The organism is Xenophilus azovorans DSM 13620, from assembly GCF_000745855.1.
Lineage (GTDB): Bacteria > Pseudomonadota > Gammaproteobacteria > Burkholderiales > Burkholderiaceae_C > Xenophilus > Xenophilus azovorans.
Genome location: NZ_JQKD01000012.1, coordinates 63438 through 78749 on the forward strand (window position 1 = coordinate 63438; position 15312 = coordinate 78749).

Consider the following 15312-nt stretch of genomic DNA (forward strand, 5'->3'; position numbering starts at 1 on the left):
CCGCCGCCGCTATTCCATCGTGATGTTCGCGGCGCGGATGATGCGGCCGAACTTCTCGCGGTCGCTGCGCATCAGCGCCGTGAACTGCGCGGGGTCCTGATAGAAGGGCACCTGCCCCTGCGCGTCCAGGTGCGCCTTCACGTCGGGCATCGCGAGGATGCGTCCGATCTCGGCCGTCAGCTTGGCGACCACGGGCGCGGGCGTGCCGGCCGGCGCCAGGATGCCGGTCCACGACTTCATGTCGAACGAGGGCAGCCCCGCCTGTGCGAAGGTCGGCACCTCGGGCAGCGCCGCCAGAGGGGTGTCGCCGGTGTAGGCGAGCGCGCGCAGCTTGCCGGTCTTGACGTGGCCGATCACGGACACGGGCACCGAGAACATCGCCTGCACCTGCCCGCCCAGCAGGTCGTTGATGGCCGGGCCGCCGCCCTTGTAGGGCACGGCGGTCAGCTTCACGCCGGCCTCCATGTTGAACAGCTCGCCCGCGAGCTGGTTGGCGTTGCCGGCGCCCGAGATCGCATAGTTGATCCGGCCCGGCTGCGCCTTCGCCTGCGCGATCAGCTCCTGCAGCGTGCGCGCCGGCAGCGAGGGATGGGTCACGAGCAGGAACTCGCTGCGGTACAGCGTGGCGACCGGCGCGAAGTCCTTCTCGCTGTCGTAGGGCAGCTTCGGCATCAGCAGCGCGTTGATCACGTGCGTGCTGGCCGTCAGCAGCAGCGTGTAGCCGTCGGCCGGCGCCTTGGCCAGCGCCTGGGTGCCGATGACGGTGTTGCCCCCGGGCCGGTTGTCGACGACCACCGGCTGGCCCCAGGCCTCGTTGAGCTTCTGGGCGATCAGGCGTGCGACCGGGTCGGTGCTGCCGCCTGCCGGGAAGGGAATCAGCAGGCGGATGGGCCGGTCGGGGAAAGAGGAGGAGGGCGCTGCATCGCCGGCTGCCGGCGCCGCGCCCGCGCAAAGGCCGAGCAGCGCGACCGACGCGGCCTGCGCGAGGCCGCGCAGGACCCGGCGCCTCGGCGGCTGAGAAACAGGCTGCGTGTTCTGGCGGGTTGTCGTCTCTTTCTGGTCTTTCATGTGTCTCCGTTCACCGCACGGAGGTTGGCGCGGCGCTGAATCTGATAGCGGTAACATTCAAGTCTAGGTGCAGCGCCACGGGATTGTCAAGAAAGAGGAAGGGAAGACCTTTCCAGCGGCACGGCGCATGCCTCGATCCAAGGGAAAACCGGGATGGGAAAAGCCCTTCGGTCGTTTGACAAGCGCTGTTGGCGGTGCCTACAGTCCAAGCCTCCCCCCTCGTTTTTCTCAATCCGTCCGCTTCCGCGCATCCATAAATGTTATCGCTAACTAAACTCAAGGAATCCCAGAAGACGAGCGCCGCCGAGCAGCCGCTGCTCGTGGTCGACGTGCTGGCGCAGCGGCTCGCCGCGCGCGGCGTCAGGCGCATCTTCGGCGTGCCGGGCGGCGACTGCAGCCTGGACCTGATCGGCGCCTGTGCGAAGATCGGCATCGACTTCATCCTCGCGCGCACCGAATCGGCCGCGGGCATGATGGCCAGCATCACGGGCGAGCTCACGGGTGCGCCGGGCGTGCTGATGGTCACGCGCGGGCCGGGTCTGGCGCACGGCATGAATGGCGTGGCCTACGCGGCGCTCGACCGCGCGCCGCTGCTGGTGCTGGCCGACGGCTACGACAGCCCCCGCATGGACCACGTGGCGCACCAGCGCTACGACCAGCACGCGATGATCGCGCCGCTGTCCAAGGGCAGTTGTGGCCTGGCCGGCAGCGACCCGGGGCGCGACATCGATGCGCTGCTCGATCTCGCGAGCGCCGATCCGCCCGGGCCGGTGTACATCGAGATGCGCGGCGGGGAGATCCGGCGCGAGATCGGCGCGGAAGGCGGCCCCGGGCGCCCGGCCGCGCGCACCGGCACCACCGCGCCGGCGCCGCGCGCGGCGCTGCCCGAGCGCGCCAAGGCGCTGCTCGCGGGTGCCCGCCATCCGGTCATCGTCGCGGGGCTGCAGGCCTGCGATGCGGCGGCCTCGGCCGCGCTGCGCAAGCTGGCGGCGGGCTGGAACTGCCCGGTGCTCGAGAGCTACAAGGCCCTGGGCACGATGTCGGCGGACGATCCGCAGGCGGTGGGCTGCTACACCGGCGGCGCCTCCGACGCGGTCCTGCTGTCGCAGGCCGACCTGGTGGTGCTCTACGGTCTGGACGCGATCGAATTCCCGGCGCACAAGTGGCTGTTCGCCGGCCCGGTCGTGGAGTTCACCACGCACGACTTCCCGCGCAACATCGTGCAGCCCGAAGTCAGCATGACAGGCCCGCTCGCCGGCTTCGCCGAGGCCGCGCTCCCGGTGGTCGGGAAAAGCGCCTGGACGGCCGACGCGCTCGCCGCGGCGCGCGCCGAACTCAAGCGCCGCGCCCGCGCCGACCAGGGCGAGGGGCCGATCACGCCGCAGGCGGTGGTCGATGCCGTGTGCGCCGCGGCGCCGCCGCAGGCGCGCATCGCGCTCGATGCCGGGGCCCACATGCTGCCGGTGCTGCACGCCTGGCATGCGACCGAGCCGCGCCAGTCGCTGATCTCGCGCGGCCTGGCCACCATGGCCTTCGCGCTGCCGGCGGCCATCGGCTCGGCGCTGGCCGAACCGGACCGCCCCGTGATCGCCTTCACCGGGGACGGCGGCCTGATGATGTGCCCGGGCGAGCTCGGCACCGCGGTGCAGTACGGCTGCAGGCTGGTGGTGGTGGTGTTCAACGACGAGAGCCTGACGCTGATCGAGGTCAAGCAGCGCCAGCGCGGCTTCGAGCGGCGCGGGCTGGACTTCTCGCCCGCCGACTTCGCCAAGGTGGCCGAGGGCTTCGGCTGCCTCGGCCTGCGCGTGGAAAAGCCCGAGGAACTGGCGCCCGCGATGCGGCGCGCCTTCGCGCACGACGGCCCGGTGGTCATCGACGCCGTGGTCAACCCCCACGCCTACACCGCGCAGCTCGCCGCCCTGCGCGGCTGAGCGGACGCACGCAACCCAAGGAGACAAGCAATGGCATTGAAAGTGCGCCCCCTGGCGCCGGCGATCGGCGCGGAGATCGTGGACTTCGACCTGGCGACGGACCTGGACGACGACAGCTTCGCGCAGATCGAGTCGGTGTTCAACGACCGCGGGCTGCTGCTCTTTCGCAAGCAGCGGCTGAGCGAGCAGCAGCACATCGACGTCAGCCGCCGCTTCGGCCCGCTGCAGGACCACGTGCTCAAGCCCTATCTCATCCCCGGCTATCCGCAGATCCTGCGCATCACCAACCTGCTCGACAAGGACGGCCAGCCGATGGGCATCGGCGATGCGGGCCTGTTCTGGCATTCCGACACCTCGTACAGGAGGGACCCATGCCGCTGCTCGCTGCTCTACGCGATCGAGGTGCCGGCGCGCGACGGCGAGCGCAGCTACGGCGACACCCTGTTCGCCAGCCTCACCGAGGCCTACGACGCACTCGACGAAGGCACGCGCCGGCAGATCGACGGGCTGTCGGCCGAGCACTCCTACGGCAAGCACTACGCGCGCATGCAGGCGGCGGGCTCCAAGCGGCCCGACCTGACCGACGAACAGAAGCGCGAGGTGCCGAAGGTGATGCACCCGGTGGCCCGGCCGCATCCGATCACTAGGCGCAAGGCGCTGTACGTGAACGACGGCTACACCACGCACATCCAGGGCATGGCACCGGCCGAGAGCGACGCGCTGCTGGAGCGGCTGGTGGCGCAGACCATCCGCCCGGAGTTCAGCTACCGCCACCGCTGGAACGAGGGCGACCTGCTGATCTGGGACAACTCCTCCACGCAGCATCTGGCGATCGCCGACTACGCGCTGCCGCAGCGCCGCCTGATGCACCGCACCACGGTGCTGGCGGCCTGAGGCCATGGCGCACGATTTCGACTTCGGCGGCATGACGGCCGCCGTCACCGGCGCCGGCCGCGGCATGGGCCGCGAGATCGCGCTGGCGCTCGGCGCGCGCGGCGCGCGGGTGATCGCGGCCGACATCCGGCCCGAGGCCTGCGCGGACACGGCCGAGGCGATCGTTCGCGCGGGCGGCAGCGCGCGCGCGCAGGTGCTGGACATCGCCGACGTGCCGGCCCTGCGCGCCTTCTTCCGCGGCCTGGACGAGGCGCTCGACATCGTCGTGTGCGCCGCCGCCATCCTCAAGGTCAAGCCCTTCCTCGAACACGAGGAGGAAGACTGGGACGCACTGGCGCGGGTGAACCTGAAGGGCACCTTCTTCACCGTGCAGGAAGCGGCGCGCCACATGGCGCCGCGCCGCAAGGGCACGATCGTGACCTTCTCGTCGACCTCCGCCTTCGTGGCATCGCGCGTGCCCGAGATCGCCTACGACGTGACCAAGGGCGGCATCCGCCAGCTCACCGTGTCGGCCGCGGTGGAGCTCGCGCCGCTGGGCATCCGGGTCAACGGCCTGGCCCCGGGCACGATCCTGACCGACTTCAACCGCGCCACGCTGGACACGCCCGAGCGCCTGCAGGCTGCCGCCAACGGCCTGCCGCTCGGCCGCGTGGGCACGCCGGACGACGTGATCGGCGCCGCGCTCTACCTGTGTTCGCCGATGTCCTCGTACGTCACGGGGCAACTGCTCGTCGTGGATGGCGGGCGGCTGTGCCGCTCCGGCTAGGTCCGGCGGACCGAGCGGCCCCCGAATGAGAAGGAGACAAGCATGCAATCCCACGATCCCACCCTCACGCGCCGCGAGGCCCTCGCCTCGCTGGCGCTCGCGGCCGCCGGCGGCGGCCTGCTCGCCGCGGGCGGCCACGCCGCTGCCGCCGACGCGCCGTGGCCGACGCGGCCGATCCGCTGGGTGATTCCCTACGCGGCCGGCGGCACCTCGGACATCATCGTGCGCGCGGCCGCCGTGAAGCTCGGCGAGCGCCTGGGCCAGGCGGTGGTCGTCGAGAACAAGACCGGCGCCGGCGGCAACCTCGGCACCGACTTCGTCGCCAAGTCGCCGCCCGACGGCTACACCTGGGTGGTGGGCAACACCGGGCCGATGGCGGTCAACGTCAGCCTCTACGCCAGCATGCCCTTCGACCCGCAGAAGGACCTGGTGCCGATCACGCTGCTGGTGGCCTATCCCAACCTCGTCGTCGCGCATCCCGAGAAGGGGCCGAAGTCGATGCAGGAACTGCTCGCGCTGGCCCGGGCGCAGCCGATCGCCTATGCCGGCAACGGCGTCGGCACCTCGCTGCACCTGACGGGCCAGCTGCTCGCGCAGAGCGCCGGCATCCAGCTCACCCACGTCGCCTACCGCGGCGAGGCGCCTGGCCTGACCGACGTGATGGCCGGCGTGGTGCCGATCGGGATCACGCCGATCGCCTCCGGCCTGCCGCTGGTCAAGGGCGGCAAGCTGCGCGGGCTGGCGGTGACGGGCGCCGAGCGCTCGCCGCTGCTGCCCGAGGTGCCGACGGTCGCGGAATCGGGCGTGCCGGGCTTCGAGGCCACCGGCTGGGTCGGCATCCTGGTGCCGCGCGGCACGCCCCAGCCGGTTGTGGACCGTCTGGCCAGGGAGTTCGTCGCGGTGATGCAACTGCCCGACATCCAGCACATCGTGAAGAACGACATGGCCTCCTTCGTGCCCCCGCTCGGGCCGGACCACTTCGCGGGCTTCATCGAAAGCGAGACGCAGCGCTGGCGCAAGGTGGTGCGTTCCGCCAACCTCAAGGCCGAGTAGCCTGAAACGGAAGCGGCGGCCCGCGGGCCGCCGCCTTCCGGGCAGGGTCCTTCCTCAGAGCCCCATGCGCTCGCGGTAGTAGCTGTAGAAGCCGCGGATCAGCGTCTCGGTGATCATGGTGTCCATCGGCTGGTGGTCCACGCCGCCCATCGTCACGACCTGCACCGCATCGGGCGCACCCTCGACTGAGGGCTGCATCTTCGCGAGCACCTCGCTGTCGTCGATCGCCACGTAGCCGGCCGGCCCCATCAGGTTGGCCTGCTTGAGGCGGCGGCGGGTCATCGCCTCGTCGTCGTCCTCGAAGCCGTAGTGCGTCCAGGCCAGCTCGGACTGCGAGGCCGACTTCGGGATCAGGTGCCGCAGCGCCAGCGAGTTGCCGTGCTGCTGGAAGAAGATCGACGGCATGACCGAGAAGTTGATCATCGAGCTGTCGCCCATCTCGTCGACCGGCTTGACGACTTCCATGTCCTCCAGCCTGAAGTCGCTCTTGAGGTTGGCCAGCTCCTTCGTGACCTCGTTCTGCTGGCCCGCGGTGCTGGCCGAGTAGGTCGACGCCATGATGCCGTGGCGGCCGCCGAGCGTGGGCACGGCCTTGAAGGCCGTGTCGGTGCGCAGCAGGCCGAAGGTGAGGAAGAAGCTGTGCAGCAGCGTGGCGTGGTAGGGGTCGCGGCTGTTCTCGAGGTAGAGCTTCCAGTTGCTGGGCAGCAGTTGCCGGTTGTAGCCGAGCAGGCGCAGCTTCTTCCCGCCGCCCCCCGTGGCGCGGTTGACCAGGCCGAGGATCTCCTCGCCCAGGTAGTCCTCGAGCGGCGGCGTCTCCTCCGAGAAGGTGGCCCAGACCACGCCGTTGAAGGTGGCCACGCGCAGCCGGCGCAGCCCGTGCTCGCTCTTCTTGAAGTCGCGCGGCATGCCGCCCTTGCCCATGGCGCCGCGCAGGAAGGGCAGGCCCAGCAGGTTGCCTTCGAGGTCGTAGCTCCAGTGGTGGTAGGGGCAGGTGAAGTCCTTCACCGTGCCCTTGCTCTCCCAGCACAACTGCGAGCCGCGGTGTGCGCAGCGGTTCTCCAGCACGTTCACCGCGCCGTCCTCGCCGCGCACCATCACCACCGAGCGGGTGCCGACCCAGCTGCGCTTGTAGGCGCCGGGCTGCTCGATCTCGCATTCGAGGCCGACGAAGTTCCAATGCGGGCCCTCGAAGAAGACCTGCATCTCGCGCTGGAAGATCGCGGGGTCGGAATAGATCCATGCCGGGATGCGCGTCCCGGCCGGCTCGGGCCAGCGCCGCAGCGCGAGCATGGAGACGGGGGCTTGCGCGGCCTGGGCGCAGGACGGGGCTTCGAGGGTGGTGCTGTCCGAAGAGGTCATGCTCGGGATCTCACAGGGGATAGACGAGGGAAGTGCGCACGCGGTAGTTGTCGAACACGCACACGCGCTCGCGCAGCAGCAGGCGGCCGTCCTGGCGCACCAGGCGATCGAGGTAGCGGCCCACCATGAAAAGGTGCGGCTCGCGGTCGGAGAGCGACTCGAAGACGGCGAAGCTGGCCTGGGCCTCGACGCTGCCGTCCTCATGCAGCGCATTGACGCGCACGCCGCTGACCATGCGCCGCACGGTGCGCGGCTCGAACACCGCGGTCTCGCGGATGGCCGCCGCCCGGTCGCGCAGCGAGCCCTGGCCCTGGCAGGCGATGGTGGACAGCGGCAGCTTCGCCTGGAAGTTCTCCAGCGACACCACCCGGTAGAGGCAGTCGTCGGTGAAGAAGGCGGTCCAGCGCGCGAAGTCGAGCTCGTCGAGCGACGCGGCGTAGTCGTCGTTGAGGTCGCGCAGCTCGGCGCGCAGGGCGGCATGGGCCGCCGTCGGGGGGTGTGTCATGTCCATGCGTCTCGTCTCTTCGGGATTCAGCCGCGCAGGGAGCGCAGCTGGGCGTCGTAGGTCTCGGGATCGACCACCACGTCGAGCACGCAGGGGCGCTCGCAGGCCAGCGCCTTCTCGATGGCCGGGGCGAGCTCGGCGGCCTCGGTCACGCGCCAGCCCTCGCAGCCGAAGCCGCGCGCCACCTGCGCGAAGTCGCTGGCCGAGTAGTCCATGCCCTGGCGCTCGAAGCCGCGCTGCTTCTGCTTGACGCCGATCATCGCGATGGCCGAGTCGTTGAACACCAGCACCACCAGCCTGCAGCCGGCCTGGGCGGCGGTGGCGAGCTCGCCGGCGCACATCATCAGGCCGCCGTCGCCGGTGAAGGCCACCACCGGACGCTGCGGATCCGCCAGTGCGGCGCCGATGGCCGAGGGCAGGGCGTAGGCCATGGTGGCCAGGCCGCGCGAGATCAGCACGTCGCCCGGGTTGCGCGCCTCCAGGAAGGCCAGGACCGGCAGCATGTGGGCGCCGGCGTCCACGCTGGCGCGCGCCTCGCGGGGCAGCAGGCTGCAGGCGGTGCGGGCCAGCAGCGTGGGCGTGATCGCGCCGTCCTTCAGCGTGGTGGCGCGCTCGCGCATGTGGGCCTTCAGGGCCGCCAGCTCCTGCGGCTGCCAGGCGCTGCGCGGCAGGTCCCGCGCCAGTTCGCCGGCCGAATGCGCGAGGTCGCCGATCAACGCCACCGCGGGGATCCAGTGGTTGCGCGGGAAGGGGCTGGCGCTCAGCTCGACCACGGCGGCGGGATAGCGCCAGGGCTTGGGCAGCAGCTCGATCGGGTCGGTGCCGAAGGTGAGGATCAGGTCGGCCGCGTTGAAGGTCTCGGCCTCGGCCCCGCCGGCCATGAAGTGGCCCATCGAGAGCGCGTCGGCATCGGCGATCGCGCCCTTGCCCATGTAGGTGGTGAACACCGGACAGTGCCAGCGCGCGGCGAGCGCGCGCAGCGCCTCCGCCGCGCCCGGCTCGCGCGTCTGCAGCCCGGCGACGATCACCGGCCGCCGGGCCGTCGCCAGCAGCCGGTGCGCCGCCTCGATTGAGGGCACGGGCGCATGGGGCAACGGCACGGGCGCGGCCGGCGAGACCGGCACCGACAGTGCGGGCACCTGGTTGCGCAGGCCCTGGCCCGTGACCTCGAGGTAGACCGGGCCGGCGGGCCGGGCGACCGCGAGGTCGAGCAGGGGCCCCAGCGCCGGCAGCGCGGCCGGCGCGTCGATGCGCAGCGAGCCCTTCACCACCGGCTCCAGCACGCGCTGCTGGTCGAAACGCTGGTGGCTCACGAAGGCCTGCTCGTTCTCGTAGCCATCGCTGATGACCACGATGCCGCAGCGGTCGAGCATGGCGCAGGCCACGCCGTTCACGCCGTTCGCGAGCCCCGGGCCGCGCGTGGTCAGCACCACGCCGAGCCGGCCCGTGACCTGGTAGGCCGCGGCCGCCATCATCGCCGCCGCGTTCTCGCTGCGCGCGAGCACGAAGCGGATGCCCACCGCTTCCGCGGCCGCGATGACGTCCAGGCTGCAGTCGCCGCCCGGAACACCGTAGATGTGGGTGACGCCGCGTGCCTTGAACTGCGCAGCGAGCGCGGCGGCGCCGCCGAGCGTGGCGCCGGCGGACGCGCCGGACGGGGAGGGGCTGGTCATCGTGAGGAATCCTTCGGGGTGGTGAACGCGTTGCGGGCCGCTGCCGTGCCGGCGCGGCGCCTCGCGAGTGCATGCATGTCTCGGGAATATGGTATCGATACCATTCGGATTTACAAGCCACCGATGCGGCCGGTTGACGCGCACATCAGTGGTCAATAACATCGAATCTATGGTAACGCTAACACATAAGCAAGGTGGCGACAAGACATTCGTGGTCGTCGGTGGCGGTCATGCCGCGGGCAGGGCCATCGAGGCGCTGCGCGAGAGCGGCTTCGGCGGGCGCATCGTTCTCATCGGCGAGGAGCCCTCTCCGCCCTACGAGCGGCCGCCGTTGTCGAAGGACCTGCTCTCGGGCAAGGCCGCGCTCGACAGCCTCTGGGTGCGGCCGCAGGACTGGTATGCGCAGCAGGGCATCGAGCTGCTGCTGGGGCAGCGCGCCGACGCCATCGACAGGAAGGCCGCGCGCGTGCTGCTGGCCGACGGCCGCTCGGTCGCCTACGACCGGCTGCTGCTGACCACCGGCGCGCGAGCGCGTCCGCTGACGGTGGAAGGCGCGGACCTGCCCGGCGTGCACGCGGTGCGGACCATCGCGGACGCGCTGGCGCTGCGCGAGCGGCTGTGGCCCGGGGCGCGGCTGCTGGTGGTCGGCGCGGGCTTCATCGGGCTGGAGGTGGCGGCCGTGGCGCGCGAGCGCGGCTGCGAGGTGACGGTGATCGAGGCCGCGGCGCATCCGCTGGGCCGCGTGGCGCCGGCCTCGGTCGGAACGATGTTCGCCGAACTGCACCGCTCCTTCGGCGCGATGCTGCGCATGGATACGGTGCTCACCCGCATCGCGCGCGGCCCCGATGGCCGGGGCCTGGTCGCCTTCACGGCCGACGGCTTCGAATGGCAGGGCGATGCGGTGGTGGCAGGCATCGGCTCGGTGCCGAACACCGAACTGGCGGCTGCGGCCGGGCTGGCGGTGGACAACGGCGTCCGTACGGACGAATACGGCCGCACCAGCGACCCGGCCATCTACGCGGCCGGCGACGTCACCTCCCACTTCAACCCGCTGCTGGGCCGGCACCTGCGGCTGGAGACCTGGCAGAACGCCCAGAACCAGGCGATCGCCGTCGCCCGGGCGATGGCCGGCGGCGACCAGCCCCATGCCGAGGTACCGTGGTTCTGGACCGACCAGCACGGCATCAACTTCCAGTCGGCGGGCGCGCCGCTGGGCTGGGACGAGGTGCTGTGGCGCGGCGACCCGGGCGCGCGGCCGTCAATGGTGTTCTATCGGCAGGACGGCATCGTGGTGGGTGGCGCCACCATCAACCAGGGGCGCCTGATGCGCCATCTTAAGCAGCTGATCGCCCGCCGCGCACGCGTGGACGGCGCGCTGCTGCAGGACCCGTCCTCGCCGCTGGACAGGATCGCGAACTCAGCGCCGTGAAGGCGGCGCGGACGCTTCCCCGGCGCGGCGCTGCTCCGGCGGGCGCTCGCTGGCCTGCGGCTCGCCCTGGGGAGCCACCCCCTCCCACGACTGCGCCTCCGCCGCGAGCCCGGCCCGGGCGAGCCGCACGCAGCGCGCCAGGAAGCGCAACAGCCGCCGGCGCGCATCCATCCGCAGCCTTTCAGTCCGCCGCGCTGCACACCGTCAGCACGGCGCGCTGGCGCGGCCACAGCTCGAACTCGTCCTGGTCCGCCGTGCTCGCGCGCGGCACGTAGGCCTTGAAGTGCGCCAGCGAGGCCCAGCGTTCCACCATCACGAAGGTCACGCAGCCGGGATTGCCCGCGAGATGGAAGCTGTTGAGGCCGGCAGGCAGTTCGGCGTGCGCATCCACGCGCGTGAGCGTCTTGCCGATGAAGCCTTCCGCCGTCACCGCCGGCTGGCGGGCAACCCAGGCCTCGTACTCGGAGGCGCGTTCCGGCTTGACGAAGCGGCGGATCAACACGATGCATTCGGTCATTTCGATGTCTTCCTCCATCAGGTGGGAAAGGAAAATGATACCGCTATCAGTTCCATGTGTCTGCTGCCGGGCCCGGCGCACTGCGGTCGATCGAAGGCAGAATCGCCCCGCGCCCGCGTCGGCCACGGAGGAAGGCAGCGCGCACGACATCAACACGACGAGGATTGGCGTGGGAAGGAAGAAGACGGAACCCGGGTTGTCGATGAAGCTGGTCGGCAGCCTGGCAGGCGTGTCCGCGATGACGGTCTCGCGGGCGCTCCGGGACCCGGGGGCCGTGTCCGATGCGGTGCTCGAACGCATCCGGGCGGTGATCGACGAGTTGGGCTACGTGCCCAACCGCGTCGCCGGCAGCCTGTCTTCCAACAAGACGACCCAGGTCGCGCTGGTGGTGCCCAGCCTGCGCACGGCCATCCACGCGGAGATGATCCAGGGCATCTCGGATGCGCTGCGGCAGCACCACTTCCAGCTCATGATCTCCGACTGCGGCAACTCGATGGCGCTGGAGGAAGCGCAGATCCGTGGCTATGTCGCGCAGCGCGTGTGCGGCATCATCCTGCACAACACCCGCCACAGCGAGGCGGCGCTGCGCATCCTGGCCGGGGCGGGCATCGCCTGCGTGGAGACCGGCGACCTCACCCGCCAGCCGGTCGATTCGGTGGTGAGCTATTCCAACGCCGCTGCCGGCGCGGCGATGGCGGCGCACTTCGTGGAGGCCGGCTACACGCGCATCGCCTTCGCCAGCCTGCCGGTGAAGAACCGGGAACGCATCCGGGCACTGCGCCAGGGCTTCGTCACGGGGTTGCGCAAGGCAGGCATCGTGGTCCCGCCGGCGCTGCGGCTGGAGGTCGAGCCCGGCATGCAGGGCGGCGCCCGCGCGCTGTCGACCATCCTCGAGACCGCGCCGCGGACGCAGGCCGTGCTCTTTGCGGGTGACGTGCTCGCCGCCGGCGCGGTCTTCGAATGCCAGCGCCGGGGCATTCCGATCCCCGCCGGGATCGCGATCGCGAACTCGGACGACGGCGAACTCATCCAGAACATGGTGCCCGGCGTCACCGCGATCCAGTACCCGCGCTACGACATCGGCGTGCGCGCCGCGAGGATCGTGATCGAGCGCGCGCTCGGACGGCAGAGCGGGCCGGTGGTGCAGGACGTGGGCTTCTCGGTGGTGCGCCGCGGCAGCACCTGAGCAGGGTCTTCCGGGCCTCGGTGCTTGACCTTGTGCGCCGGCCCGAACTAGACTATGTGACCGGTAACATAAAGGCAGCAGAGCACTTCGATGCCGTGCCTGCCCACGACAAGGAGACGCCCCGTGATCCGCCTGTTCTGCGGTTTCGCCACCCTGGTGGCCCTCGCGCTGCCTGCCGTGCCCGCGGCCGGGCAGGACTATCCGGCCAAGCCGATCAAGATCGTCGTCGCCAGCGCGGCCGGCGGCGCCTCGGACATCCTGTCGCGCCTGGTGGCCGAGAAGATGCAGCAGGCGCTGGGCCAGCCGGTGGTGGTCGAGCCCCGTCCCGGCGCCAACGGCAACATCGCGGCAGAGTACGTGGCCGCCGCGCCGCCCGACGGCTACACGCTGATGATGGGCACGATCGGCGCGCTGGCGATCAACGCCTCGCTCTACAGGAACGTGCACTACGACCCGCTCAAGGACTTCGTGGCCGTGGCACGGCTGGTGTCGTTCTCCAACCTGCTGGTGGTCAAGGCGGCACTGCCGGTGAACGACGTGAAGGAGCTGATCGCCTATGCCAAGGCGCATCCCGGCAAGCTCAGTTTCGGTTCCCCCGGAGCAGGCGGCTCGCCGCACATGGCGATGGTGCAGTTCGCGCAGATGGCGGACATCGACCTGGTCCATGCGCCGTACAAGGGCGCGGCGCCGGCCCTGAACGACCTGATGGGCGGCTACATCGACCTGGCCTTCAGCGATCCGCTGCTGACGCAGCCGCATCTCGAGGGCAAGCGCATCCGCGCGCTGGCGGTGAGCGGCAGCAAGCGCCTGCCCTCGCTGCCCGACGTGCCGACGGTGGCCGAGGCCGGCGTGCCCGGCTACGCGGTGAGCGGATGGCTCGGCATCGCGGCGCCCGCGCGCACGCCGCCGGCGATCGTGAACAAGCTCAATGCCACGCTCAACGAGATCATGAAGCAGCCCGACATGGTCGCCAAGATGCGCGAGCAGGGCGCCGAGATCATCACCACCACGCCGGAGGAGTTCGGCCGCTTCGTGGCTTCCGAGCACGCGCGCTGGAAGCAGGTGATCGCGCGCGGGAAGCTCGTCGCCGATTGAGGCCACGGCGGCCGGACGGCGTCGCGGCGCGTGCCGGCATGATCAGTGCAATGCATTTTTTTGAAGGAGCAGCCATGGCAGATGGCATCGAGGTCATCGCGCAGGGCCTGCAGTTTCCGGAAGGACCCGTCGCCCTGCGCGACGGTTCGGTCCTGGTCGTGGAGATCCGTGGCCGCACGATCCGGCGCGTGGCGCCGGACCGCACGGTGACGCTGGTGGCCGACTGCGGCGGTGGACCCAACGGCGCGGCCATCGGCCCCGACGGTGCGCTGTACGTGTGCAACAACGGGGGCGCCAGCTACCGGCCCGGGCAGGTGCTGTCCGCCGGCCCGGCGGCCGACTACACCGGCGGCTCGATCCAGCGCGTGGACCTGGCCACCGGCCGGGTGGCGACGCTGTACGACAGCCACGAGGGCACGCGGCTGTCGGCGCCGAACGACCTCGTCTTCGATCGCGAGGGCGGCTTCTACTTCACCGACATGGGAAAGAAGCACCCCACGCACCGGATGCACGGCGCGCTGTACTACGCGCGGCCCGATGGCTCCGAGATCCGCCAGCTCGCCTACCACCTGCAGCAGCCCAACGGGGTGGCGCTGTCGCCCGATGGCCGCACCGTCTACGTCGCCGAGACCGACACCGCGCGGCTGTGGGCCTTCGACGTCGCCGGGCCCGGCGAGATCCGCAGGCAGTCCGGCCCGGCGCCGCACGGCGGCCGCCTGGTCTGCGGGCTGGCGGGCTACCAGGGCTTCGACAGCATGGCGGTGGATGCGCGCGGCAACATCTGCGTGGCCACGCTGACGACGGGACACATCACCGTCATCGCGCCCGGTGGCGAGGTGCTGCGGCAGGTGAAGGTGCCCGACACGCATGTCACCAACATCTGCTTCGGCGGGCCCGACCTGCGCACCGCCTACATGACCTTCGCGGGGCGCGGCGAGTTGGCATCCATGCCGTGGCCGGAGGGCGGGCTGGCGCTCAACTTCAATGCGTGAAGGTGACGAGGCGTCGCGATCCGCGCCGCTCAGTTGTTCAGCAGCAGGGATGTGATCAGCCCGGTGGCCACGGCCACCAGCGCGAAGTCGGTGCCGACCTGCACCCACTGCTGGCCGCGGGGCGGCGGCGCCAGGTGGCGGGCGCGCCAGTCCGTCACGACATGCTGGCGCTGGCGCCATTCGGACGGCAGCCGCTGGCCCCGGTGGAGGCGGTGCTGCGGACCGGCGCCCCGCGCCATGCCGGGGGCGTACCGGTCGTGCGTCTGCCACGAGGGACCGTGCTGGCGCATCGGCTGGTGCTGTTGCGGGCCGTGCCCGAACCGCTGGCCCGGACCGGGGAAGGGCTGCGCGCTGGCGATCGAGGCCAGGCCCAGGGAGGCGGCCAGTGCGACGGTGGTGAGCTTCGAGAACTTCATGCGCTTTCTCCTTTGAAAGGTCAGTGGAGTCAGCGTAGTGGTCGTGTCCTGCACGGCTTGTGCATGCGAACCATCGCAGCGGCAAAGACTGTGTAAACCCCCGGGAGGATTTCACGCGCGGCGTGGTCCGGTCATGCCATGTAGCCGCAGCCACACGTTTCCGGTGGTGCCGGACCGGACGGCTTGTGCTGTGCATCGAACCGACGCAAAGAAAAAAGCCTGCTACCGAATCGATAGCAGGCTTTCCTTTGTAGACTTGGTGGGCCCTGAGTGACTCGAACACTCGACCTACGGATTAAGAGTCCGCTGCTCTACCAACTGAGCTAAGAGCCCCCGCCCTGTGCCGTTTGCGATGCAAGGCGGCGTTTTCAGGCAAGACAATGATTATATGTCAGATTCGGACCGTGGTGCCAGCGCCCCCGGCCGCA

At 70.7% G+C, this 15312-nt stretch carries 14 protein-coding genes and 1 tRNA gene; 8 read left to right on the top strand and 7 right to left on the bottom strand.

The annotated features are described in order from the left end of the window. Nucleotides 1-9: 9 nt before the first annotated feature. Entirely contained in the window at nt 10-1068 is a 1059-nt protein-coding gene (locus Q392_RS09030) for a tripartite tricarboxylate transporter substrate binding protein (protein WP_051953132.1), read from the bottom strand. A 257-nt stretch (nt 1069-1325) separates the two neighbouring features. On the opposite strand from Q392_RS09030, the gene Q392_RS09035 reads away from it, so the two are divergent. Genes Q392_RS09035 through Q392_RS09050 form a run of 4 tightly spaced genes read left to right on the top strand, consistent with a single transcriptional unit; the run spans nt 1326 to nt 5712 of the window. After that, the gene (locus tag Q392_RS09035; RefSeq protein ID WP_084216954.1) at nt 1326-2999 is read left to right on the top strand and encodes a thiamine pyrophosphate-binding protein; all 1674 of its coding nucleotides are present in this window, start codon (nt 1326-1328) and stop codon (nt 2997-2999) included. A gap of 30 nt (nt 3000-3029) precedes the next feature. Further along, the gene (locus Q392_RS09040) at nt 3030-3893 is read left to right on the top strand and encodes a TauD/TfdA dioxygenase family protein (RefSeq protein ID WP_051953134.1); all 864 of its coding nucleotides are present in this window, start codon (nt 3030-3032) and stop codon (nt 3891-3893) included. Between the two features lie 4 nt (nt 3894-3897). After that, nucleotides 3898-4659, top strand: a complete 762-nt coding sequence (locus Q392_RS09045; protein ID WP_038205088.1) for an SDR family NAD(P)-dependent oxidoreductase — start codon at nt 3898-3900, stop codon at nt 4657-4659. Between the two features lie 42 nt (nt 4660-4701). Continuing rightward, nucleotides 4702-5712: a Bug family tripartite tricarboxylate transporter substrate binding protein gene (locus tag Q392_RS09050; protein WP_038205091.1), complete on the top strand. Its 1011-nt coding sequence runs from the start codon at nt 4702-4704 to the stop codon at nt 5710-5712. A gap of 54 nt (nt 5713-5766) precedes the next feature. Here Q392_RS09050 and Q392_RS09055 read toward each other — a convergent pair whose 3' ends face one another. From Q392_RS09055 to Q392_RS09065, 3 genes are read right to left on the bottom strand one after another with little or no spacing between them, the layout of a single operon-like run. Beyond that, nucleotides 5767-7071: an aromatic ring-hydroxylating oxygenase subunit alpha gene (locus Q392_RS09055; protein WP_038205094.1), complete on the bottom strand. Its 1305-nt coding sequence runs from the start codon at nt 7069-7071 to the stop codon at nt 5767-5769. Between the two features lie 10 nt (nt 7072-7081). Next, a complete protein-coding gene (locus Q392_RS09060) occupies nt 7082-7576 on the bottom strand; it encodes an aromatic-ring-hydroxylating dioxygenase subunit beta (RefSeq protein WP_038205440.1) in 495 nt (164 codons plus the stop codon). Nucleotides 7577-7602: 26 nt separating this feature from the next. Continuing rightward, a complete protein-coding gene (locus Q392_RS09065) occupies nt 7603-9249 on the bottom strand; it encodes a thiamine pyrophosphate-binding protein (RefSeq protein ID WP_038205097.1) in 1647 nt (548 codons plus the stop codon). Nucleotides 9250-9460: 211 nt separating this feature from the next. Between Q392_RS09065 and Q392_RS09070 the strand changes: the two genes are divergently transcribed. Then, complete coding sequence (locus Q392_RS09070) at nt 9461-10678, top strand: NAD(P)/FAD-dependent oxidoreductase (protein WP_038205099.1); 1218 nt, start codon at nt 9461-9463, stop codon at nt 10676-10678. Between the two features lie 181 nt (nt 10679-10859). On the opposite strand, the gene Q392_RS09080 is transcribed toward Q392_RS09070, so the two are convergent. Then, nucleotides 10860-11195 (bottom strand): antibiotic biosynthesis monooxygenase family protein, encoded by a 336-nt coding sequence (locus Q392_RS09080; protein ID WP_169748291.1) that lies wholly within the window; start codon nt 11193-11195, stop codon nt 10860-10862. Between the two features lie 169 nt (nt 11196-11364). Between Q392_RS09080 and Q392_RS09085 the strand changes: the two genes are divergently transcribed. From Q392_RS09085 to Q392_RS09095, 3 genes are all read left to right on the top strand, one after another. Beyond that, entirely contained in the window at nt 11365-12381 is a 1017-nt protein-coding gene (locus tag Q392_RS09085; protein ID WP_038205120.1) for a LacI family DNA-binding transcriptional regulator, read from the top strand. A gap of 123 nt (nt 12382-12504) precedes the next feature. Next, nucleotides 12505-13476, top strand: a complete 972-nt coding sequence (locus Q392_RS09090) for a Bug family tripartite tricarboxylate transporter substrate binding protein (RefSeq protein ID WP_051953140.1) — start codon at nt 12505-12507, stop codon at nt 13474-13476. A gap of 74 nt (nt 13477-13550) precedes the next feature. Next, a complete protein-coding gene (locus Q392_RS09095; RefSeq protein ID WP_038205123.1) occupies nt 13551-14468 on the top strand; it encodes an SMP-30/gluconolactonase/LRE family protein in 918 nt (305 codons plus the stop codon). 29 nt (nt 14469-14497) lie between these two features. Here Q392_RS09095 and Q392_RS09100 read toward each other — a convergent pair whose 3' ends face one another. Next, nucleotides 14498-14884 carry an RcnB family protein gene (locus Q392_RS09100; protein WP_038205126.1) on the bottom strand — a complete coding sequence of 129 codons (387 nt, stop codon included), beginning with the start codon at nt 14882-14884 and terminating at the stop codon, nt 14498-14500. A 257-nt stretch (nt 14885-15141) separates the two neighbouring features. Beyond that, nucleotides 15142-15217, bottom strand: a tRNA-Lys gene (locus Q392_RS09105). Nucleotides 15218-15312: the final 95 nt, after the last annotated feature.

Bases quoted from the DNA above. Each gene is read 5' to 3' on its own strand.
- Q392_RS09065 (WP_038205097.1), bottom strand. From the start codon at position 9,249: ATGACCAGCCCCTCCCCGTCCGGCGCGTCCGCCGGCGCCACGCTCGGC.
- Q392_RS09060 (WP_038205440.1), bottom strand. From the start codon at position 7,576: ATGACACACCCCCCGACGGCGGCCCATGCCGCCCTGCGCGCCGAGCTG.
- Q392_RS09080 (WP_169748291.1), bottom strand. From the start codon at position 11,195: ATGACCGAATGCATCGTGTTGATCCGCCGCTTCGTCAAGCCGGAACGC.
- Q392_RS09055 (WP_038205094.1), bottom strand. From the start codon at position 7,071: ATGACCTCTTCGGACAGCACCACCCTCGAAGCCCCGTCCTGCGCCCAG.
- Q392_RS09100 (WP_038205126.1), bottom strand. From the start codon at position 14,884: ATGAAGTTCTCGAAGCTCACCACCGTCGCACTGGCCGCCTCCCTGGGC.
- Q392_RS09050 (WP_038205091.1), top strand. From the start codon at position 4,702: ATGCAATCCCACGATCCCACCCTCACGCGCCGCGAGGCCCTCGCCTCG.
- Q392_RS09030 (WP_051953132.1), bottom strand. From the start codon at position 1,068: ATGAAAGACCAGAAAGAGACGACAACCCGCCAGAACACGCAGCCTGTT.
- Q392_RS09045 (WP_038205088.1), top strand. From the start codon at position 3,898: ATGGCGCACGATTTCGACTTCGGCGGCATGACGGCCGCCGTCACCGGC.
- Q392_RS09040 (WP_051953134.1), top strand. From the start codon at position 3,030: ATGGCATTGAAAGTGCGCCCCCTGGCGCCGGCGATCGGCGCGGAGATC.
- Q392_RS09035 (WP_084216954.1), top strand. From the start codon at position 1,326: ATGTTATCGCTAACTAAACTCAAGGAATCCCAGAAGACGAGCGCCGCC.
- Q392_RS09095 (WP_038205123.1), top strand. From the start codon at position 13,551: ATGGCAGATGGCATCGAGGTCATCGCGCAGGGCCTGCAGTTTCCGGAA.